This window comes from Amycolatopsis sp. cg9 (assembly GCF_041346945.1).
Lineage (GTDB): Bacteria > Actinomycetota > Actinomycetes > Mycobacteriales > Pseudonocardiaceae > Amycolatopsis.
The window spans coordinates 7,206,317-7,227,202 of record NZ_CP166850.1 but is presented as its reverse complement, the minus strand read 5'-3'; the positions used below and the strand labels follow the sequence as shown (position 1 = coordinate 7,227,202).

The 20,886-nt window shown below is 73.7% G+C and carries 20 protein-coding genes; 8 read left to right on the top strand and 12 right to left on the bottom strand.

Annotated elements, in window-relative coordinates:
* Positions 1-418 precede the first annotated feature (418 nt).
* Positions 419-3,523, bottom strand: coding sequence for a tetratricopeptide repeat protein (locus AB5J73_RS33770; protein WP_370962816.1), 3,105 nt, complete (start codon positions 3,521-3,523; stop codon positions 419-421).
* Positions 3,524-3,676: 153 nt separating this feature from the next.
* Between AB5J73_RS33770 and fadD8 the strand changes: the two genes are divergently transcribed.
* On the top strand, positions 3,677-5,266 hold the full coding sequence (gene fadD8 / locus AB5J73_RS33765; RefSeq protein ID WP_370962814.1) for a fatty-acid--CoA ligase FadD8: 1,590 nt from the start codon (positions 3,677-3,679) through the stop codon (positions 5,264-5,266).
* 4 nt (positions 5,267-5,270) lie between these two features.
* Here fadD8 and AB5J73_RS33760 read toward each other — a convergent pair whose 3' ends face one another.
* On the bottom strand, positions 5,271-6,134 hold the full coding sequence (locus tag AB5J73_RS33760; protein WP_370962813.1) for an RNA polymerase sigma-70 factor: 864 nt from the start codon (positions 6,132-6,134) through the stop codon (positions 5,271-5,273).
* A gap of 95 nt (positions 6,135-6,229) precedes the next feature.
* Here AB5J73_RS33760 and AB5J73_RS33755 point away from each other — a divergent pair, with 95 nt between their 5' ends.
* Positions 6,230-6,973: an SDR family oxidoreductase gene (locus tag AB5J73_RS33755; protein ID WP_370962812.1), complete on the top strand. Its 744-nt coding sequence runs from the start codon at positions 6,230-6,232 to the stop codon at positions 6,971-6,973.
* A 45-nt stretch (positions 6,974-7,018) separates the two neighbouring features.
* Here the strand turns inward: AB5J73_RS33755 and AB5J73_RS33750 are convergent, their stop codons facing one another.
* Positions 7,019-7,249: a hypothetical protein gene (locus tag AB5J73_RS33750; protein WP_370962810.1), complete on the bottom strand. Its 231-nt coding sequence runs from the start codon at positions 7,247-7,249 to the stop codon at positions 7,019-7,021.
* Positions 7,249-7,476 (bottom strand): hypothetical protein, encoded by a 228-nt coding sequence (locus AB5J73_RS33745; protein WP_370962809.1) that lies wholly within the window; start codon positions 7,474-7,476, stop codon positions 7,249-7,251. Before AB5J73_RS33745 ends, AB5J73_RS33750 begins: the two co-directional genes overlap by 1 nt.
* Positions 7,477-7,757: 281 nt before the next feature.
* On the opposite strand from AB5J73_RS33745, the gene AB5J73_RS33740 reads away from it, so the two are divergent.
* Both AB5J73_RS33740 and AB5J73_RS33735 read left to right on the top strand, forming a co-directional pair.
* On the top strand, positions 7,758-8,147 hold the full coding sequence (locus AB5J73_RS33740) for a nuclear transport factor 2 family protein (protein WP_370962808.1): 390 nt from the start codon (positions 7,758-7,760) through the stop codon (positions 8,145-8,147).
* A gap of 6 nt (positions 8,148-8,153) precedes the next feature.
* Positions 8,154-8,732 carry a PadR family transcriptional regulator gene (locus tag AB5J73_RS33735; protein WP_370962807.1) on the top strand — a complete coding sequence of 193 codons (579 nt, stop codon included), beginning with the start codon at positions 8,154-8,156 and terminating at the stop codon, positions 8,730-8,732.
* A 5-nt stretch (positions 8,733-8,737) separates the two neighbouring features.
* Here the strand turns inward: AB5J73_RS33735 and AB5J73_RS33730 are convergent, their stop codons facing one another.
* The 5 genes from AB5J73_RS33730 to AB5J73_RS33710 are packed head-to-tail and all read right to left on the bottom strand — an operon-like array spanning position 8,738 to position 12,356.
* A complete protein-coding gene (locus AB5J73_RS33730; RefSeq protein WP_370962806.1) occupies positions 8,738-9,382 on the bottom strand; it encodes a response regulator in 645 nt (214 codons plus the stop codon).
* Positions 9,379-10,500, bottom strand: coding sequence for a sensor histidine kinase (locus AB5J73_RS33725; RefSeq protein WP_370962805.1), 1,122 nt, complete (start codon positions 10,498-10,500; stop codon positions 9,379-9,381). The genes AB5J73_RS33730 and AB5J73_RS33725 overlap by 4 nt, the downstream gene beginning before the upstream one ends.
* Positions 10,501-10,525: 25 nt before the next feature.
* Positions 10,526-11,209: a hypothetical protein gene (locus tag AB5J73_RS33720; RefSeq protein ID WP_370962804.1), complete on the bottom strand. Its 684-nt coding sequence runs from the start codon at positions 11,207-11,209 to the stop codon at positions 10,526-10,528.
* Positions 11,206-12,111 carry an ABC transporter ATP-binding protein gene (locus tag AB5J73_RS33715; protein WP_370962803.1) on the bottom strand — a complete coding sequence of 302 codons (906 nt, stop codon included), beginning with the start codon at positions 12,109-12,111 and terminating at the stop codon, positions 11,206-11,208. Before AB5J73_RS33715 ends, AB5J73_RS33720 begins: the two co-directional genes overlap by 4 nt.
* Positions 12,108-12,356: a PLD nuclease N-terminal domain-containing protein gene (locus tag AB5J73_RS33710; protein WP_086865693.1), complete on the bottom strand. Its 249-nt coding sequence runs from the start codon at positions 12,354-12,356 to the stop codon at positions 12,108-12,110. The genes AB5J73_RS33715 and AB5J73_RS33710 overlap by 4 nt, the downstream gene beginning before the upstream one ends.
* Before the next feature lie 179 nt (positions 12,357-12,535).
* Here AB5J73_RS33710 and AB5J73_RS33705 point away from each other — a divergent pair, with 179 nt between their 5' ends.
* The 4 genes from AB5J73_RS33705 to AB5J73_RS33690 all read left to right on the top strand — a co-directional run bounded on the left by AB5J73_RS33705 (position 12,536) and on the right by AB5J73_RS33690 (position 15,359).
* A complete protein-coding gene (locus tag AB5J73_RS33705) occupies positions 12,536-13,486 on the top strand; it encodes a hypothetical protein (protein WP_370962802.1) in 951 nt (316 codons plus the stop codon).
* A 90-nt stretch (positions 13,487-13,576) separates the two neighbouring features.
* On the top strand, positions 13,577-14,773 hold the full coding sequence (locus tag AB5J73_RS33700; protein WP_370962801.1) for a hypothetical protein: 1,197 nt from the start codon (positions 13,577-13,579) through the stop codon (positions 14,771-14,773).
* A 143-nt stretch (positions 14,774-14,916) separates the two neighbouring features.
* Positions 14,917-15,132: a hypothetical protein gene (locus tag AB5J73_RS33695; RefSeq protein WP_370962800.1), complete on the top strand. Its 216-nt coding sequence runs from the start codon at positions 14,917-14,919 to the stop codon at positions 15,130-15,132.
* A 59-nt stretch (positions 15,133-15,191) separates the two neighbouring features.
* Positions 15,192-15,359, top strand: coding sequence for a hypothetical protein (locus tag AB5J73_RS33690; protein WP_370962799.1), 168 nt, complete (start codon positions 15,192-15,194; stop codon positions 15,357-15,359).
* Here the strand turns inward: AB5J73_RS33690 and AB5J73_RS33685 are convergent.
* From AB5J73_RS33685 to AB5J73_RS33675, 3 genes are read right to left on the bottom strand one after another with little or no spacing between them, the layout of a single operon-like run.
* On the bottom strand, positions 15,356-17,173 hold the full coding sequence (locus AB5J73_RS33685) for a beta-galactosidase family protein (RefSeq protein WP_370962798.1): 1,818 nt from the start codon (positions 17,171-17,173) through the stop codon (positions 15,356-15,358). The two genes, AB5J73_RS33690 and AB5J73_RS33685, sit on opposite strands and share 4 nt — an antisense overlap.
* A gap of 5 nt (positions 17,174-17,178) precedes the next feature.
* Positions 17,179-19,032 (bottom strand): beta-N-acetylglucosaminidase domain-containing protein, encoded by a 1,854-nt coding sequence (locus AB5J73_RS33680; RefSeq protein WP_370962797.1) that lies wholly within the window; start codon positions 19,030-19,032, stop codon positions 17,179-17,181.
* Between the two features lie 9 nt (positions 19,033-19,041).
* Positions 19,042-20,847: an alpha-L-fucosidase gene (locus AB5J73_RS33675; RefSeq protein WP_370962796.1), complete on the bottom strand. Its 1,806-nt coding sequence runs from the start codon at positions 20,845-20,847 to the stop codon at positions 19,042-19,044.
* Positions 20,848-20,886: the final 39 nt, after the last annotated feature.

The window sequence follows — 20,886 nt, the reverse complement described above, 5'->3', positions numbered from 1 at the left end:
CGGCAGCACCAGCCGGACCGGCGCGGCCGGCCCCCCGGCCACGGCGCCGTGGCCCCACGACTTCAGTCAGCCCACCCGGCCCGACCAGCGCTCTTCCCGGCCACCGCACCCGGCCCGGCGCAGCACTCCCACCCGGGGCCCGCGCCGCCGCCCACGGCCCCCGCCCGACGCTCTCCCCGGCAAGTCCGCTTGCCCCGGCCACCGCACCCGGCCCGGCGCAGCACTCCACCCGAGGCCCCGCGGCGCCCGCGCCTCCGCCGCCGCTCTCCCCGGCAAGTCCGCTTGCCCCGGCCACCGCGCCACAGCCTCACAACCTCCGCTCCGCCCACCCGGCCCGACCAGCGCGCGATGGCCCACGACTCCGGGCACCGCACCCGGCCCGGCGCAGCACTCCACCCGAGGCCCAGCGGCCTCCCGCTCAACCCATCCGGTCCAGCAGCGCGCGGGTGCGGCTCTCCCCCAGCCCGTGGCCGGTCTCCCGGTGCACCGCCAACGCCCGGTGCGCGCACTCCGCCGCCGCTCCGGTTTCTCCTCGCGGCAGCAGGATTGCGGCCAGTGCGGTCAGCGCCTGGCCCTGCAGTGCCCGGTAGCCCGCGCGCTCGGCGAGCACCAGTGCCTCGCGCGCGGGGCCCGGGTCGCCGGCCGCGGAAGCCAGGCCGATCAAGGCGTCCACCTCCGGGTAGCGGTCGCCGGTCTCGTGGATCAGGTCCAGGGCCTGGCCGTAGTGGCGGACGGCTTCCGGGCGGCCGCCGAACCGGGTGAGCACCGCCGCCAGGGCGGCGAGGGCCTCCGCCTCCGTGCGCGGGTCGCCCGCCTCGCGGGCCAGTGCGAGGCCCGCGCGGGCGCAGTCCAGTGCTTCCCCGCGGTGGCCGAGGTCGCCGTGGGCCAGTGCCAGCCTGCTGTGCGTTTCGGCTTCGCCGCCGCGGTTTCCGGCCTCGCGCTGCAGGTCCAGCGACCGGCCGAGCAGTTCCAGCACCTCCCCCGGCCGGCCGCGGGCGCGCTGGACCTGGCCGAGGTTGGCGAGGTTGATCGCTTCGCCGTAGCTGGACCCGATCCGGCGGTACCGGCGCAGCGCCTGCCGGTAGTGGTCGGCGGCCTCGGCGAGCCGGCCCATCTCCCAGTGGACGAGCCCGAGGTTGCCGAACGCGACGGCCTCCCCCGCCGGCTGGCCGATCCGCCTGCTCAGGGCGAGCCCGCGGCGGAACCGGGACGCGGCCGCCGTGAGCCGGCCGGACTGCCAGTACACGCACCCCAGGTTGCCGAGGACCGCGGCCTGCGCCTCCGCCCAGTCCGCCTGCCGCGCGAGCAGCAGCGCGGCCGTGTACAGCCGGACCGCCTGGCGGTAGCGGCCCTGGCGGAAGTGCAGGTCGGCGAGGCTCAGCCGGCCCGCCGCCCGGGCGCGGGGGTCGCCGTCGGCGTCGGCGGCGCTCGACCCGGCTTCGGCCGCAGCGAGCCATTCGGCTCGGCGCATGCACATCCAGAAGTAGCCGCGGAGCGCGTCGGCGAGCTGCCACGCCACCCGCCGGGGACCGTGGCGCGCGGCGGCCTGGACGGCCGCGACGAGGTTGCCGCGTTCGGCGTCCAGCCAGTTCGACGCCTCGGCCAGCTCGGTGAACGTCCGGCCGGCGGGCACCGGCAGCCGCAGCATGTGCGGGTAGAGCACCCGCGCGGCGCCGTCGACCGCGCCCAGGTACCAGGTGTACAACCCGGTCAGCGCGCGTTCGCGGTCCGCCGCGGCCTCGAACCGCTCGGCCTGCTCGGCGGCGTAGCGGCGGAGCAGGTCGTGGAAGCGGTACCGGCCCGGCGCGTGCGGTTCGACCAGGTGCGCGCCCGCCAGCCGGTCCAGCAGCTCCGCCGCCCGCGCCGGGTCAAGGCCGGCCAGTGCGGCGACGGCTTCGGCGCCGACGTCCGCGCCGGGGACCAGGCTCAGCAGCCGGAACAGCCGCTGCGCGCCGGCGGGCAGCGCGGCGTGGGACAGGCCGAACGCGGTCCGCACCGCCGTCTGCTCGTCGCCCTGCACCGCGAGGGCGCCGAGGAGGTTGCCCTCGCGCAGTTCCGCGACGTAGTCCTCGATGCCCGAGCCGGGCCGGTCGGCGAGGTTGGCCGCGGCGATCCGCAAGGCGAGCGGGAGGTGCACGCACAGCTTGGCGAACTCGACGGCCGCCTCCGGTTCGGCGCGGACGCGGTCGTGGCCGAGCACGCCGGCCAGGAGTTCGACGGCGTCGTCGGGGCTCAGCACGTCGAGGGTGAGCCGGCGCGCGCCGTGCACGGCGACCAGTCCGGTCAGGCGGTCGCGGCCGGTCACCACGACGAGGCAGCCGGGCCCGGCCGGCAGCAGCGACCGGACCTGCTCCGGGCCGGCGGCGTTGTCCAGCAGCACCAGGATCTTCCGGTCGGTCGTCAGCGTCCGGTACAGCGCCGCCGCGGTCTCGACGTCGGCGGGCACCCGGTCCGGCGGAATCCCCAGCGCGGCCAGGAACTGCGTGAGGATTTCGATCGGCGGTGCCGGCGGGACCGGGGCGTGGCCGCGCAGGTTGGCGTACAGCTGCCCGTCCGGGAACCGGTCCCGGACGCGGTGCGCCCAGTGCACGGCCAGCGCCGTCTTGCCGACGCCCGCGGTGCCGGAGACCGCGGCGATCGGCCCGCCCAGGTTGTCCAAAAGGGACAGTTCGGCGGTCCGGCCGGCGAACCCGCCGGGTTCGGCGGGCAGTTGCTTCGGGATCCGCTGCGCCGGGCGGGCTTCGGCGGGTGCCGCGACGGCGTCGTCCCGCAGCAGCGCGGTGTGCGCGGCCAGGAGCTCCGGCCCGGGGTCGATGCCGAGCTCCTCGACGAGCCGGGCGCGCACCGCCCGGTAGTGCCGGAACGCCTCGCCCCGCTGGCCGAGCGCGTGGTGGGCGCGGATCAGCAGGGCTTGCGCGGCTTCGTCGAACGGCTGTTCCGCGGCCGCTTCGGCGATGCCGGGCAGGGCCTCCGCCGCGGCGCCGAGGTCGATCTTCGCGCGGGCGCACCGGGAAAACGCTTCCCGGTGCTCCGCGACCAGCGAGACGACCTTCGGATGCGTTGCCAGCACCGGCAGATCGGCCAGCGGCCGCCCGTGCCACAGCCGCAGCGCCTCGCCGAGGGCGGCCACGAGCCGGATGCGGTCGGCGTCCCGGTGCGCGTCGTTCGCCTCGGCCAGCAGCTCGCGGAACCGCCACAGGTCGACGTCGACCGCGTCCCGCCGCACGGCGTAACCGCCGCCGACGTGCGGCAGCACCCCGCTGCCCGCCCGCGGCGCGCGCCCGGGTTCCAGCAACCGCCGCAAGTGCTTGACGTGGGTCTGGACGACGTTCACCGCGCTCGGCGGCGGCCGGTCGCCCCACAGGGTGTCCACGAGTTCCCGCCGCGCCACGGCGTCGCCGCCGGCGAGCGCGAGCAGCCCGAGCACCGCCCGCCGCCCGGGCGGCCCGAGGTCGAGCTCCACCCCGTCGCGCCAAGCCCGCAACGAACCCAGCACCTGGACGCGCACCGAGCTCGTCGCCACCTGGCCCCCACCTGTCGGCTGCTGCAAGGGGAAGCTAGCGGGCGGAGCCGGTGCCGGACAAGGAAGTGGCTCCGCTCGGGCTAAGCGGGGACCGCGATCGATGTTGCCCAAAACTGTAACGTGTTCTAGTCTGACGCCGCGGAAGGGAGCCCGATGGACGAGCAGGCGATGCGGTACCCGAACCACCTCGGCCACCTGGTCGTGTCCGCCCTCAAGCGCCACCGGGACAAGCCCGTCATGGTGCTCGGCGACACCACGCTGACCGGGGGCCGGACCGCCGAACAGGTCAGCCAGTACGCCCAAGCCTTCGAAGCGCTCGGCGCCGGCACCGGGGCGCCCGTCGCGCTGCTGTCGCTGAACCGCCCGGAAGTCCTGCTCGTCATCGCCTCCGGGCAGGTGCAGGGCTCGCGGCGGACCGCGCTGCACCCGCTGGGGTCACTCGACGACCACGCCTACATCCTCGCCGACGCCGGCATCACCACGCTGATCATCGACCCGGTGCCCGCCTTCGTCGAGCGCGCGCTCGGGCTGCTCGAAAAGGTGCCGGGGCTGACCCGGGTGCTCACCATCGGGCCGGTCCCGGAACCCCTGTCCCACGTGGGCAAGGACCTGACCGCGGCCGCCGCCGGCTTCGAGCCGAAGCCGCTCGTCCCGGTCGAGCTGCCGCCGGACCAGGTCGTCTCCATCACCTACACCGGCGGCACCACCGGGAAACCCAAGGGCGTCATGGGCACCGCGCGGGCGATGACCACGATGACGCAGATCCAGCTCTCCGAGTGGGAGTGGCCCGAAGCGCCGAAGTTCCTCATCTGCACGCCGCTTTCCCACGCCGGCGCGGCGTTCTTCGCACCCACGCTGCTCAAGGGCGGCTCCCTGGTCGTGCTGCCGAAGTTCGACGTCGCCGAAGTGCTGCGCGTCATCGAGGAGCAGCGGATCACGGCCACCATGCTGGTGCCGACCATGCTCTACGCCCTGATGGACCACCCCGACTCGCGCACCCGCGACCTTTCGTCGCTGCAGACGGTCTACTACGGCGCGGCGTCGATCAACCCGGTGCGGCTGCGCGAGGCGATCGACCGGTTCGGGCCGATCTTCGCGCAGTACTACGGCCAGTCCGAAGCGCCGATGGCGATCAGCTACCTCGCCAAGGGCGACCACGACGACGCCCGGCTGACTTCCTGCGGGCGGCCGTCGGCGTTCCTCCGCACGGCGCTGCTGGGCCCCGACGGTGCCCCGGTGGCGCCCGGCGAGCCCGGGGAGATCTGCGTCGCGGGGCCGCTGCTGGCCGGCGGCTACTGGAACCTGCCGGAGGTCACCGCCGAAACCTTCCGTGACGGCTGGCTGCACACCGGCGACGTCGCCCGCGAGGACGAAGACGGCTTCTGGTTCATCGTCGACCGGGTCAAGGACATGATCGTCACCGGCGGGTTCAACGTGTTTCCCCGCGAGGTGGAGGACGTCGTCGCCGAGCACCCCGCGGTCGCGCAGGTCGGCGTGATCGGCACGCCGGACGAGAAGTGGGGCGAGGCCGTCACGGCGGTCGTCGTCCTGCGGGAAGCCGCGGACGAGGCGGCGATCGAGCGCCTCACCGGCGAGATCCAGGCGGCGGTGCGGGAGCGCAAGGGCCCGGTGCACGTCCCCAAGCAGGTGATCGTCGCCGCGTCCCTGCCGATGACCGGGCTGGGCAAGCCGGACAAGAAGGCCTTGCGCGCCCAGTACGAGCCGCGCGGCGCCGCCGTGTAGGGCGTTATACGGCGGCCGCGAGCTTGCCCGGGTTCATCATCCACAGCACCTGGTCGATGCCTTCGCCGGACGCGGTGACGGTGAGCACGGTGAAGACTTCGCCGTCCCGCGAAAGCAGCATCGCGTGCGTGCCGTTGACGAGCGCCGGCGTCACCGACACGCCCGCCCAGAACCGGTCGGCGAACGCGCGGACGTACTTCGCCACCGTGGCCGCGCCGCGCACCGGGATGCGCGAGGCGCGGGCCGCGCCGCCGCCGTCGGAGTAGCTGATCACGTCGGCGGCGAACAGCCGTTCCAGCGCCGCGAGGTCGCCGGCCTGGGCCGCGGCGACGAACGCGGTCAGGAGCCGGCGCTGCTCGGGCAGCCCGGCGGGCGTGCGGCGCCCGGCCGCGAGGTGCTTGCGCGCCCGGCTGACCAGCTGGCGGGCCGCGGCCTCCGTCGTCTGCACGATGTCGGCGACCTCGCGGTACGGGTAGTCGAAGGCCTCGCGCAGCACGTAGGCCGCGCGCTCGGTCGGGGTGAGCTTCTCCAGCAGGAGCAGCACGGCGAGCTCGAGCGCGGCACCCCGTTCGGCGCCCAGCTGCGGGTCGGCGGCGGTGTCCACCGGCTCCGGCAGCCACGGCCCGACGTAGGTCTCGTGGCGCGCGTAGGCGGTCTTGGTCGCGTTGATCGCCAGCCGGGTGGTGGTCGTGGCGAGGTAGGCCGCGGGATTGGTCACCGCCGAGCGGTCGCAGGCCTGCCAGCGCAGCCACACGTCCTGGAGGAGGTCTTCGGCGTCGACGGCGCTGCCGAGCATGCGGTAGGCGATGCCGAACAGCCGCGGCCGCACCTCGCCGAACACGGCGGCGGCGTCGTCGAGGTCCTCCACGATCGGGATCTTGTCACAGATCCGGTGGCTGTCTTGTCCTGGTGGGTGTGCAGCGTCCCGGGGCCGCCGGGACGCCGGAACGGAAGGAAACCCCCATGAAGGTCGTCGTCATCGGCGGGACCGGCCTGATCGGCACGGCCCTGGTCGCCCGGCTGACCGGGCACGGCCACGAGGCGGTGCCGGCCGCCCCCGGCACCGGTGTGAACACCCTGACCGGCGAAGGGCTCAAGGAGGTGCTGCACGGAGCGGACGTCGTCGTGGACGTGTCGAACTCGCCGTCGTTCGCCGACGACGACGTGATGGCCTTCTTCACGACGTCGACCGGCAACATCGCCGAAGCGGCGGAGGAAGCGGGGGTCGGGCACTACGTCGCGCTCTCGGTGGTGGGCACGGACCGGCAGCCGGACGTCGGCTACTTCCGCGCCAAGGTCGCGCAGGAGCGGCTGATCACCGAGTCCGGCCTGCCGTTCTCGATCGTGCGCGCCACCCAGTTCTTCGAGTTCGCCGGCGGGATCGCCGACACCGCGACCACCGGCGGCGTGGTGCGGCTGCCCGGCGCGGGCGTGCAGCCGATGGCGGCCGCGGAGGTGTCGGCCGCCGTCGGGCGGACCGCCGCGGGACCGCCGGTCGGCGGCGTCACCGAGGTGGCGGGCCCGGAGGTGTTCGGCCTCGACGACTGGGTCCGCCGGGTGCTGGCCGCGCGTGCCGACCCGCGCGAAGTGGTCACCGACCCGCGGGCGCCGTACTTCGGGGCCGTGCCGGGCGAGCGGGACCTGCTGCCCGGGCCGGGCGCGCTCCTCGCCGAGACCACCCTCGCCACCTGGCTGGCCCGGTCGTGACGCGGCCCCGCACGGGTGGCCCGGTGCCACCCGTGCGGGAACCGGTCACGTGCCGTCGTGGTCGGGGTCGGCGTTGAGCACGATGCAGCCGACGTACCCGTCCCGCGCCCGGGTGACCTTCAGCAGCATGCTCGGCCGGTAGCTCGAATCGCCGTCGTTGAAGGTGTCGCGGCCGGTGCGCTGCGCGTACGGCTCGGTGGCCAGCACCTCGGCGTTCAGCGCTTCGTCGAACATCAGCTGCGTGGTCAGGGTCTTCTCGGCGCCCACGTGCACCATCACGTGGACGTGGACGGTCCGCCCGCGGTACCACCCGGGCCGGATCGTGGTGAACTCGACGGTCCCGCGCTGGTTGGTGACCTGGGCGGCGTGCCACCGCCGCCGGACTGCGCTTCCGCGCCGGAGTACAGGCCACCGGCGTCGCAGTGCCAGATCTCGACCACCGCGTGCGGGATCGGTTTGCACGTCTCGCTGTCCTGCACCTGCAGGGCCAGGCGCAGCTTCATCCCCTGCTTGTCCTCGCGGACGTCGCTGCGGATCTTGTCGGCGTCGAAGTAGTACGGCCCCTGGGTGGTGGAAGCGGTGAGGGTGCACGTCCGCGCGCCGCGCCCAAGCCGACCGAGCTCACGCCGGCGAGCATCCGCCGTCTGCTGACCCGTTGTCCCTCGTGATCGTCTGCCATGCCTGTCCTTCCGCAGTCGTCCAGGTGGGGCTGTGCGTCGCCGAACGGTCACGGACGGCCATGCTGCTAGGGTCTACTCAACTAATTGACTAGGTGAGGTGCCGCATGAGCAGCTTCCGCAAGGCCGTCGAGGCCCGCGATCCCGACGCCATGGCCGCGACGCTGGCGGAGAACGTCGTGTTCCGCAGCCCGGTGGCCTTCAAGCCCTACTCCGGCAAGGCGATCACGGCCGCGATCCTGCGGGGCGTCCTGCGCGTCTTCGAAGACTTCCGTTACGTGCGCGAGCTGAGCGGCGACGAAGGCCGTGACCACGCCCTCGTCTTCGAGGCCCGGATCGGCGAAGTCCGGGTCGAGGGCTGCGACTTCCTGCACCTCGACGCCGACGGCCTGATCGACGAGTTCACCGTCATGGTCCGCCCGCTGTCGGCGGCCCAGGCACTCGCCGAAGCGATGGCGGCGCAGTTCGACCGGATTCAGCGCGAAGCACTCAACTAGGTGAGTATGGCACTGCGCCACGCGCTGATGGCGGCGCTGCTCGAAGGCGAGGCGTCGGGCTACGACCTGGCGAAGGGCTTCGATGCCTCGGTGGCGAACTTCTGGGCGGCGACGCCACAGCAGCTCTACCGCGAACTCGACCGGATGGCGGCGGACGGCCTGGTTTCCGCCCGGATCGTCCACCAGGAGCGGCGGCCGGACAAGCGCCTGTTCTCGCTGACCGGGGAGGGCCACCGGTCCCTCCACGAGTTCACGGCGCGCCCGCCCCGCCCCGGCGTGATCCGCGACGAGCTGCTGGTGCAGGTCCAGGCGGTCGACGGGGGCGACGAGGCCGCGGTGCGGAGCGCGCTCGAGGAGCGGATGGCCCGCGCGGAGGCGAAGATCGCCCGCTACGAGCGGCTCCGCGCGCGCCTGCTGGACGGCCGTTTCGAGGACGACTACCTCGCCGGCGCGGAGCGGATCGGCCCGTACCTGACGCTGATGCGCGGGCTGTCGTTCGAGCGGGAGAACCTGCGCTGGTGCGACCAGTCCTTGAAGATCCTCCGCCGCCGCGCGGAAGCCGCCGAGGCGGTGGCCGAAGGGTAGGCGCGTCAGCTCAGCCCGGCGTCGTGGACCAGGATCGCCACCTGGGTGCGGTTGGCCGCGTCCAGCTTCGCCATGATGCGTCCGATGTGGACTTTCACCGTCGACTCGCTCACCACCAGCGCCTTGGCGATCTCCGCGTTGCTCAGGCCGCGTCCGATGTGGACGGACACGTCGTGCTCGCGCGGGGTCAGTACCGAAAGGCGGGCCCGGGCGCGCGCGTTCCCGCCGCCCGAGGCGAAGTCCGTGAGCAGGCGCTTGGTGATCCTCGGGGACAGCATCGCCTCGCCGCGGGCGGCCACCCGGACCGCCGTGACCAGTTCGCGGGGCGGGGTGTCCTTGAGCAGGAAGCCCGCCGCGCCGTGGCGCAGCGCCGTGTAGACGTACTCGTCGACGTCGAACGTCGTCAGGACCACCACCGCCGGGGCCGCCGGGTGGCCGGCCAGCCGCTTGACCACCTCGAGGCCGTCGACCTTCGGCATCTGGACGTCGGTGAGCACGACGTCCGGCCGGAAGCGGTCGGTCAGCTCGACCGCGCGTGAGCCGTCGGTGTCCTCGGCGACCACTTCGAGGTCGTCGGCCGACTCCAGGATCATCCGGATGCCGCTGCGGACCAGTTCCTCGTCCTCCAGCAGCACGACCTTCACCGTCATTCCGCCTCCCCTCCCACCGGGAACCGGGCCAGCACCCGGAACCGGCCGTCGCCGGACGGGCCCGTCCGGAGGTCGCCGCCCGCCAGTTCGACCCGTTCCCGCATGCCCACCAGGCCGTAGCCGGATCCCGGGACCGCGCTGCCGTGCGGGGTCAGCCGGTTGGTCACCTCCACCGCGAGCCGGTCGCCGGTGACGTCCAGCCGGACCTCGACCGCCGCGTGCGGGGCGTGCTTGCCCGCGTTGGTCAGCGCTTCCTGGACGACCCGGTAGACGGCGCGGCCGACCTGGTCCGGCACCTCGGGCAGCGGGTCCGGCAGCGCCAGCTCGACCCGCGCACCGGTCGCGGTGACCTCTTCCACCAGGTCCTCCAGCGACGCGAGGACGCCGGGATCCGGCGCTTCCACCGCGTCGTCGCGCAGCACGCGCAGGATGCCCCGCAGCTCGTCGAGGGCGGTCGCGCTGGTGGCGCGGATGGTCTCGGCGGCCTGCTCGGTCTCTTCGTCCGGGGCCCGCAGCGACAGCGCGCCCGCCTGCAGCGCGACCGCCGTGACGCGGTGGGCGACCACATCGTGCATCTCCCGCGCGATCCGCCGCCGTTCGGCGAAGACCGCCTGGCCGGCCAGCAGCGTGCGGGTGCGCTCGGCCTCGTCGGCCCGCTCCCGCAGCACCCCCAGCAGCGCGGCGCGCTGGTGCATCCACAGGCCGGCCAGCACCGGGCCGAGCACGAAGAGGCTCAGCACGACCACGACCATGGTGAAGCTCTCCGGGGCCCGCAGCACCGGCACGACCTTCCCGGCGATGCCGGCGATGACGACCGCGAGCCCGGTCCGCCAGCTGACGCCGTACCGGACCGCGACCGAGTACTGGGCCACCGTCAAAGGCAGCAGTGTCACCCCGGCCGGCATGCAGGCCACGGCGACCAGCAGCACGAGGAACGGCCGGCGGCGGCGCACCAGCAGCGCGAGCCCCGAGACGAGCACCGCCGGGACGTAGAGCGCCGGGTGCGGGTCACGCGGGTCACCACCGGTCAGGGTCACCGCGATCACCGCCGCGGCCACCGCGACGTCGAGCGCGAGCAGGACGACGCGGCCGTCCCACCAGCTCAGCCATCGCTTCATCGCGTTCAGGTTAGGGCGCGCCCGCTCAGCCGTCACGGCGAGCCAGGGTGAACGTGACCGCGCCCAGGGCGAGCACGACCAGCGCGGCGAACACCCCGGTCCCCGGCAGGGCGGACAACGCCGTTCCGGTGAACGGCAGCGCGGTCACGGGCACGCTCCCGAGCGCGGCGAGCGTCGTCTCCCCGACGAACACCCACGCCGCGAACACCCCGATCGCGAGGCCGGTGTGCCGCAGCAGCCCGCCGAGCGCGACCCCGGCGAGTCCGGAAAGGACGGTCAGCGGCAGCACGCCGGCCACCGCCCTGCCTGCCGCCCCCGCGCCGGCAGGCAGGGCGCCCCCGCCGGTGAGCACCCCGGCGGCGGTCAGCACCACCATCAGCAGCCCGCCGAGCAGCCCGAGCCCGGCGGTGACCAGCGCCCGCGCCGCGACGATCCGGGCGGGCGAGCGCAGCACGAGCCGGGTGGTGGCCGAGGTGCCGTGCTGGTGGTCGAGCCCGAACGCGGCCACCCCGGCCGCGGCGACCAGCAGCGCGCCCACCCGGTCGGCGAGGCCGAACGCCGAGGTGAACGCGTCCAGGCTGCCCAGATCGCGCTTGAGCCCCCAATAGAGCCCGGACGCGAACTGGACCACCCCGGCGCCGGTCAGCAGCAGCCACGTCGACCGCAGCGAGCGGACCCGGAACCACTCGTAGGCCAGCGCGTGCTTCACGGCCGCTCCCCCCGGTGCCGGACGGCCGCGGCGGTGGCGGCCAGGAAGGCGTCTTCCAGGCCGCTCCGCCGCACGAACAGCTCCCGGACGGCGACCCCGGCCCGCGCGGCGGCCGCGGCCACCCGCCCGGTGTCGGCCGTTTCGACGACGAGTTCGCCCGCGGCCTCCTGCCGCACCCGCAGGCCGTCGCGGGCCAGCGCCACCTGCAGCACGCTGGGGTGCTCGGCACGCACCACGACGTCGGCGCGCGCGTGCGCCTCGACGAAGTCCGCCAGCGGCCCGGCCGAGACGAGCCGCCCCGCGCCGATCACGATCAGGTCGTCGGCGAGCAGCGCCATCTCGGCGAGCAGGTGCGAGGACGCGAGGATGGCGCGGCCCTCCCCCGCCAGCCGGCGCAGCAGGTCGCGGATCCAGCGCACGCCCTCGGGGTCGAGCCCGGTGGCCGGCTCGTCGAGGATCAGGTACTCCGGGTCGCCGAGCAGCGCGGTGGCCAGGCCGAGCCGCTGCTTCATGCCGAGGCTGAACCGGCCGGCGGGCCGGTGCGCGACCGACTCGAGCCCGACCGCCGCCAGGACCTCCCCGACCCGCCGGGCGGGCAGGCCACCACCCGCGGCGACCATCCTCAGGTGCGCGGCGGCGGTCCGCCCCGGGTGCACCGCGGCGGCGTCGGTGAGCACGCCGACCGTCCGCAGTGGACCGGGGACGCGCGCGTACTCCCGCCCGCCGAACGTGGTCCGGCCCGCGCCGCGGGTGAGGCCGAGCATCAGCCGGATGGTCGTCGACTTGCCCGCGCCGTTCGGGCCGAGGAAGCCGGTGACGACGCCGGGCCGCACGGTGAAGGAGAGGTCTTCGACGCCGGCGCCGCCGCGGTAGGCCTTGGTGAGTCCTTCCGCGACGATCATCGGCGCGCGGGGAGGTAGGCGTCGCGGCGGCCGACGGCGAACCACAGCAGGCTGCCCAGGAAAGGCGCGCAAAAGGCGAAAATCACCCAGACGAGCTTCATGCCGCCGGTCAGCCGCGAGCCCAGGATGCTGACCAGAGCGGACAGGAACAGCACGACGAAGGCCAGCACGACGGCGCCGGTCAGGCCGAGCAGGAGCCACGACCAGGTTTGCTCGTGGCCTTGGATCAGGTCGGCCGGGTGCATCGGTTCTCCTTCGGTGCCGGGAAAGGACGACCCAGCCAGCATCGCGCGTTTCCCGGCCGCGCACATCGGGAGTCCGGAGGACCCGGGGTCATCAGAAAGTACTACTCCGGCCCGTGCGCTTGTACGGCTCTTGTACGGCCACCGCCGACCATCGGCCGCACAAGCGTTCTGGAGGACAAGTGAGAACCACACTCAAGGCCGCGGTCGCCGTCTTCGGGCTGGCCACCGCGCTCACCGGGCTGGCCGCACCCGCCGCGCAGGCCGCGTCGGCCTACCCGGTCACGACCACAGTGGACGGCCGGACCGTCAAGGACCCCGACGTGCCGGTGGGTTCGCAGCGCATCGCGAACATGTACCCGGCGGGCACGTCGGTCACCCTGGCCTGCCAGGACACCGGCCCGGCCTACGGCGGCAGCAGCATCTGGGACCTGACCACCGATGGTCTGTGGGTGCCCGACGCCTACGTCAAGACCGGCTCGACGTCGATGGTCGCGCCCCAGTGCACCACCCCGCACGCCTTCCCGGCGAAGGCGGACCTCAACGGCCGCGCGCACAAGGGCGACGCGGCCGACGCGGCGGGCAGCGTCGCGGACAAGTACCTCACCGGCGCTTCGGTGCCCGTGGTGTGCCAGGCCACCGCCTCCGACGAGATCTGGGACTTCACCGCCGACCACCTGTGGGTGCCCGACGCCTACGTCAAGACCGGCACCGAAGGCTTCGTCGCCGGCGTCCCGCACTGCGACACCGACGGCCTCAAGCCGGGCGGCTCGGCGTTCCCCGCGGACCCGCGCGCCGACAGCGCGATCGCGTTCGCCAAGGCGCGGCTGGGCCACACCGACTGGAACAACCAGTGCGAGCTGTTCGTCGAGCGCGCCTTCGGCACGAGCGGCCGGTTCGCCACCGCCACGACGCACTACCAGTGGCAGAAGAACAACGGCCGGATCCACACCGGCTCGGTCGCCCCGGCCGGTGCCGCGGTCTTCTTCACCAGCACCACCAGCGCCGGGCACATCATGCTCGCGCTCGGCGGCGGGGTCGCGATCAGCACCGGCCCGTCGGTGTACCAGACGAGCACCTACGCGCAGCGGTCCGACTACCTCGGCTGGGCCTACGTCCCGTCGGGCTGGTGAACGGATACCGCCCATCCGGCGAAGGCTGTTGCTCTTCCACCCGCCCGGCACGACGATGAGCCGGGCACCGATCGGACTCTTGGGGGTCACATGAAATCGCGCCACCGATGGACCAAGGCCGCGCTCGCCGCCGGCGTGCTCGCGGGCCTGCTCGCCGCGCCCCCGGCCGCGCAGGCCGCCGCGGGACCGACCACGCTGACCGCGGGCCAGTACACCCTGGCGGCGAACTACAACCAGTTCGACGCCGTGAACAGCGCGCTGGTGTCGACGCTGGGCACGGCCGCCGTGCACACCGTGATGGAGAACGCGAACCACGACCGCACGGCCCTGCCGTCGTCGTTCTCGGTCGCCGGCCTGTCCGGCGGGTTCCGCTTCGACAGCGGCGACAACTCCGACTGCGCGAACTACCCGCAGGGCATCACGACCAGCCGCGACGCGGTCGGCACGGCCAACAGCGGCAACTACGACGGCCACCAGCTCGTGCTGGTCAGCTGGTACACCAAGGACGGCTGCGACGGCGCCCAGCAGCGCAGCCGGATCACCCTGGTCGACTGGGACGCCACCTACCCGAACGCCTACCGCAAGGTCCTGCTGGTCGAGCCGACCGGGACCGCGGCGGCGCCGGACTTCAAGGACATCCCGATCCACGCGGGCGGCGTCTCCTGGTACGGCGACTACCTCTACGTCGCCGACACCGGGAAGGGCATGCGCGTGTTCGACATGCGCAAGATCCTCAAGACCGACACCGGCGGCACCGCCGACCAGATCGGGCACCAGAGCGGCAGCACGTACTACGCGCACAACTACGCCTACGTCCTGCCGCAGGTCGGCTCGATCACCTCGAAGACGACGTCGGGCACGAACCTCGCGTGGTCGTCGATCTCGCTCGACCGGGTCAGCAAGTCGATCGTCATGACGGAGTACACCTGCTCGTCGGGCTGCACGGACTACCCGAACCGGGCGCCGCGGGCGATCCGCTACCCGTTCGCCTCGACCGGGGTGTTCGCCGCCACGACCACGGCGAGCCAGGCGTTGCAGCTGCCGTGGTACAAGCTCAACGGCGTCGCCTCCCACAACGGCCGCTGGTGGTTCAACTCCTCCGGCCAGAAGCAGCTCTACTACTGGAAGCCCGCGGCCGCCGCGCAGACGTTCGCCTGGGTGGGCAGCGGAGAGAGCATCTCGTACTGGGAGGACGACACCGCCGCCGACCTGCTGTGGTCGTTGCAGGAAGGCGCGGGCAACCGCAACGTCTTCGCGGTCACCCAGGCCACCTACGGCGGTGGCTGAGGTAGCCTGACCACATCGGACGATTCGGACAGCGCAGCGACCCGAGGCGGTACCGCCGCCTCGGGTCGCTGCTCGCCGTCCTGCTGTTCCTCGGCGGCGCCCCCGCGGTCGGGGCGTGGTCCCCGGCCGCCGACGGCCCGGCGGTGGCCACGGCGCCGTCGCACGACGTCATCTCGGTCCGCCCCGCCGTCCCGCGCGGGCCGGCCACCACCCCGGTCCCGGCGGCGATCGCCCCGGCCCCGGCCGGTGTCGCGCCCGCCCCGAAGTGGTGGCGGGCCGAACTCCCCGGCGAGGCGCTCCGGGCGGTCGCGCTCCCGACCTCGCGCACCACCCGCGCTCCGCCGTCCTTCGCGAGCTGAACCCCATCGCACGACGCCCGGCTCGGCGTCGTGCCCACTGCCGCGCGAAGGAAACTCCCATGTCCGTTGTCGTGTTGACCCTGCTCGCCGCCACGGTCGCGGCGGCCGCCGTCCTGCTGGGCAAGATGTACCGGGCCGACCAGCCCCTGTTCGGCGGGCTCGGCATCTGCCTGCTGGTCGGGCCCGGAGCCCTGCTGGCGTTCCTGTACGTGGGCCTGGCCGCTTAGCCCAGGTCCGCTTCCGGCCGGAGCTCGATCGTCGTCCCGGGCTCGTGCAGTTCGAGGACGACGATCGAGTTCGTGCCCCGCCGCCACAACGGCTTCGGCGCGTACAAGGTCCGCTGCGGCCCGATCTTCCAGTAGCGGCCGAGGGTGAAGCCGTTGAGCCACACCACGCCCTTCTCCCAGCCGGGCAGGGCGACGAAGCCGTCTTCGGGGTCCGCGATCCCGGTGGTGAAGCGGTGGAACGCCGGCCCGGGGACGCTGCCCGGGCCGAAGCGCAGGCCGGTCAGGTCGTCGAGCGGGAGCGGGCGGATCTCCCAGCCGAACAGCTTCTGCTGGGTGCTCATCGCGACCCAGCCGTCGATGCCCTTCCGGTCGGCGAGGTACGGGCCGTAGTTCACCCGGCCCATCGCGTCGACCAGGATGTCCAGCCGCGTCGACGGCTTCGTCAGCTTCAGGTCCAGTGTCTCCGCGGGCCGGTTGCGGTCCAGCACGCCCAGCGGCGAGCCGTCCACGAAGACCAGCGCGCGGTCGGCCAGGCCGTGGATGCTCAGCGGCCCGGCGTGCGGGCCCTGGACCGTGGTGCGGTAGTGGATCAGGCCGGTCGCCTGCCCGAGGCGTTCCATCGGCACCGGTTGCGCGGACCGCACCGGTTTCGAGAGCGCGTCCAGGGAATCGAGGAGGGACACGGAACCCGACGGGGTCAGCGTCCGAGCGGACAACCGGGCGGACGGGCCGGGCACCGGCGCGGCAACGCCGGTGTACTTCGTCAGCACGGCCCGCAGCGCGGTGAACTTCGCACCGAGGTCACCCGCTTCACCGACCGGCGAGTCGTAGTCGTAGCTGGTCACCGTCGGCTGGTACGTGGTGCCGGAGGTGTTGGCGCCGGCGGTGAACCCGAAGTTCGTGCCACCGCAGGCCATGTAGAGGTTGACCGACGCACCGGTGGCCAGCAGTGCGTCCACGTAGGACGCCAGCTGGGCGGCATCGCGCGTGGTGTGCGGCTCGCCCCAGTGGTCGAACCAGCCGTCCCAGTACTCGGCCATCAGCGCCGGCTTGCCCGGCTGGAACGCCTTGAGCGCGGCCAGTCCGGACGCGGGATCGCCGTCGCCGGTGCCCGCCTCGAAAGTGCCCGGCAGCGAGCCGAACCGCAGGAAGAAGTCCGACGCGCCGTCCGCGGCGAACAGCAGGCTCGTCATCCCCCGGCTCCGCAAGCCGTCGCGCAGGTGGGCGAGGTAGCTCGTGTCGTTGCCGTAGCTGCCGTACTCGTTCTCGATCTGGACGGCGACGATCGACCCGCCGTGCCGGGCTTCCAGGGGCGCCAGCCGCGGGATCAGCTGGTCGTACCAGGCGTCGACGGCCTTCAGGTACGCCGGTTCCGCGCAGCGCAGCTCCAGGTCGCGGTCGGCCAGCAGCCACGCCGGGAGCCCGCCGAACTCCCACTCCGCGCAGATGTACGGGCTGGGGCGCACGATCACCGGGAACCCCAGCTCCCCCGCGAGCCGGAGGAACGCCGGCAGGTCGCGCCACCCGCCGAAGTCCGCGCGGCCCGGCTTCGGCTGGTGGAAGTTCCACGGCACGTACGTCTCGACGGTGTTGAGCCCCAGCGCCTTCAGCCGCAGGAGCCGGTCGCGCCACTGGTCAGGGTGGATGCGGAAGTAGTGGATCGCCCCCGAAACGATCCGGAACGGCTTCCCGTCCAGCAGGAACTCTTCGCCGGACACGCTGAGGCCGCGCCGTCCGGCCGCGCCCGCGGGTCCGGCCAGCACCGCGCCGGCGGTGATCGCGGCCGCGCCGCCGAGGAAGCTCCGCCTGCTCACCGCGTTCACGACCGCTCCCGGAGCTGCCCGAGGAAGGTGTCGAGGACGCCGTCGCCGACGAGGGCCTGGCGCACCCCCCACCGGTTGGTGTCGCCGGTTCTGACCGCCTGGGCCCGCGCGACGAGGGCGTCGGCGGCCGCGGTGAGCCGGTCGGCCCTCGCCCGGTCGCCGCGGGTGGCGGCGGCCAGTGCGTCGAGCCGGGTCACCAGCGCGTCGCCCCACAGCGCCGCGGCGTCCAGCCACGGCCCGGCCTCGGCGACGAACGCACCCTGCACCCGGCCGCCGCGGATCACCCCGGCCGCGTCCCGGATCCGGACCGCGTACGCGCGGATTTCGGTCAGGGCCCGGCGGTCCCCCGCGGTCCAGCGCCGCCAGAACTCCGCGGTCTTCGCGGCCAGGACCGGGGCCTGCGGCTGCCACGGCGTCGGACCGAAGGTCGGGGCCAGGTGTTCCAGGTCGGCGAACACGGTCAGCGCCGCCGCGGCCCGCGGGTCACCACCCGCCAGGCGCGCCAAGGCCCGCGGCCACGACCGCTGCGGCGAGTACCCGGCGTCGTTCCAGGCGAAGTCCGCCGCGCCGAACTCGGCGACCTCGCTGGCGGCCTCCTGGTTCATCGGGTTGGCGACGATCCCGTTGAGGTACCGCGAAAGCCCGGCCTCTCGCTGGGCGTAGGGCGCGAGCAGCAGCCGCCCCGCCGACTGCTCGTAGTCGTTGACCGGGTAGTTGTCCCAGAGGAACACCTTGCGGCCGTACACGGTGGACACCTGCGCGGCCTCGTCGGTGGTCACGCTCGGCGGCACGACGTCGGTCCCGGTCCACTGCACGACGACCGAGGGGTCGAGGTGCTCGCGCAGCTCGGTCTTGTACGGCGAATCGTTCAGGTCGCTGTACTCGGTCGGCACGGTCTGCAGCGGCCGGACGCCGGCGTGGGTCTTGACGAACTTCTCCGTGATCGCGTTCAGCAGCGAAACCTGGGCCGTGCCCGCGGCGGCTTGGCCGGGTGCGCCGAAAGCGGTCCGGTCGGCGTCGCAGTTCCACTTCGTGTACGAGATGTCGTCGAACGGCAGGGAGAACGACCGCACGCCGAGGTCGTACCCCGCTTGGAACTTCGCCTCGACCGCGGCGACGTCGGCCGGCGACGAGAAGCAGACCGAGACGCCCGGTGAGAGCGCGTAGGTGAACTCGACGTGGTGGGCGGTCGCCGAGCGGACCAGCTGCCCGAGCGTCGCCAGCTCGTCCGCCGGGTACGGGTCCCGCCACCGCGCGCGCAGGTAGGTGTCGTCCTTGGCGCTGTAGATGTAGGTGTTGGCCTTGACCTCGCCGAGGAAGGCGAGCTGGCGCAGCCGGTCCGCGGTCGTCCACGGCGGACCGTAGAAGCCCTCGATCGACCCGCGCAGCGCCATGTTCGGCCAGTCGCGCACGGCCGCGCCGGCGATCGCCCAGCCGTGTCCGCTTCGGACGAAGAGCTGCCGCAGGGTCTGCACGCCGTAGTACTGCCCGGCACCGTCGCGGCCGCCGATCGTGATCTCCCGGCGGGACACGCTGAGCGCGTACCCCTCGGCCTGGCCGGGAACGTCGCGACCGGTGCTGCCGAGCCGGATGACGAGACCGCGTCCCCCGGTCTTGACGCCGTGGTCGCGCAACAAGGAGGTCAGCAGGTCCTTGGCCGCCGGGTCGGTACCGGCGTCGGTGACGAGCGCCACCGACGACGGCAGCGGCACGTCCGCGGCCGTCCGGCTGATCTCCTGCGGGGCCGGGGAAACGACCGGAAGCGCACCCCCGGCGGCGGCGGGTCCGGCCGCGGTGAGGGTGGCGGCCACCGTGACGACGGCGGCGAACAGGGCTCGGTGGCGGGTCATGGCTCCCTTTCAGGCGGCGGTGCGGTACAACGCGAAGGTGGCCAGGTACGGCGTGGCGCGGGACTGCGTGACGACAACGCGCAGGTGGGCGGCGGTCACCGGCGCGGGCAGGGTGACCAGCCGCGTGTAGCCGATGGTCGTCACCGTGGCGAGGGTCTGCCACGCGCCGCCGATCTCGGCCTGCACCTGTGCGCCTTCGACGTGCTGGCCGCGCGTGATGTCCTCGCCGAGCCGGATCTGGTCGAACGTGACCGGCCGGGGCAGCCGGACGTCGAGCGGCCGGTCCAGTCGTTCCGCCGTGGTCAGCGAAGCGTCCGTGACGGCGGCGGGGCCGCCTTCGGCGAGGTTGCGGGCCTGCGTCCGGGCGATCGCCGCCCCGAAGCCGGCCAGCGCGGCGGTGTCGGCGGCGGCGATCCGGCCGTCCGGGCCGGGCGGGACGTTGAGCAGCAGCGACGAGTTCCGCCCGACCGTCCGGCGGTGGATCTCGACCAGCTGCGCGGCGGACTTCGGCTGCTCGGCCGGGTGGAAGAACCAGCCGGGCCGGATCGAGACGTCGGATTCGGCGGGCGCCCACTGCAGGTACCGCACCGACGGATCGGCCAGGACCGACCGCGAGCCGAGGTCCCCGGCGGTCGCGCCGCCCAGGAACAGCTCTTCGTTGTGCGCGGTCTCCGGATCCCCGGTCGTCGGCAGCGGGCTCCACTCCGTCTCACGGGCCTGCCCGGCCTCGTTGCCGACCCAGCGCACGCCGGCGGGCCCGGCGAAGGTGACGGTGTCCGGGGACAGCGCGTGGATCAGCCGGAACCACGTCGTGAAGTCGTAGGTCTCGCTGATGCCGCGGTCCCGCCACGGGTTGGCGCCGTCCAGCCACAGCTCGTCGATCGGGCCGTACTGGGTGAACAGCTCGTAGATCTGGTTGAGGTAGTAGGTGTTGTAGTCGTCCTCGTCGACGGTGAACCGCGGCAGCCGCCCGGCGGCGAGCGCGGCGGCCCGGTCGTCGTGCGGCACCGGCGTCGGGATGGTCCGCCGGGTGACCGCGCTGCCCGTCCCGTAGCGCGCCTGGCCCTGCGGCGCGCTCGCCCGGTCTTCGTAGGTGGCCTGTTCTTCGATGCTCAGCGGCTGCCCGGCGGCGACCTTGGCTTCGATGCGCCGCACCTCGTCGGCGAAGAACTGCTTCGGCAGCTCGGCGCCGTCGGCGGGCGACAGGTAGACGCCGACCTTCAGCCCGGCCGCGCGCGCCGAATCGACGTAGTCGCGCAGGATGTCGCCACGCGGGTTGGCGCAGGCGGTGTTCCGCGCCCGCCAGTACGCCGACGGGTCCTGGCCGCGGTTCGCCTCGGCCGCGTCCCGCGCCGGGTCGGTGCAGCCGGGGGTGAGCCACCACGGGCTCGCGACGACGGAGTGGTTGGTGTAGCGCGTCGGGTAGAGGACGAAACCGTCGTGGTGCTTGGCGGTGAGCATCACCTGCGTGACGCCGGCGGCTTTGAGCGACCGCATCCACTGCGCGGTGTCGACGGCCGGCGGGGCGAAGGTCGTCTCCCGCTCCGCACCCGAGCCCCATTCGCGGTCGGTGAAGGTGTTCATCCCGAAGTGGGTGAACGCGGTGACCGGCCGCTGCTGCCAGGCGAGCTGCCCCGGGCGCGGAACGACGGCCGCGGCCTTCGCGACCACGCGGTCCGGGCTGTCGCACGCCCGCACGGTCATGATGCTGGCGGGCCGGATGGGACCGCCGCACCCGTCGGCCCCGGCGGCCGGGACGGCCACGACGGTGCCGGAAACGACCACGGCCGCGAGGACCAGACCGCGAAACGTCATGACTCTCCTCGTGACGGACCGCGGCCACAGACCCGGCGG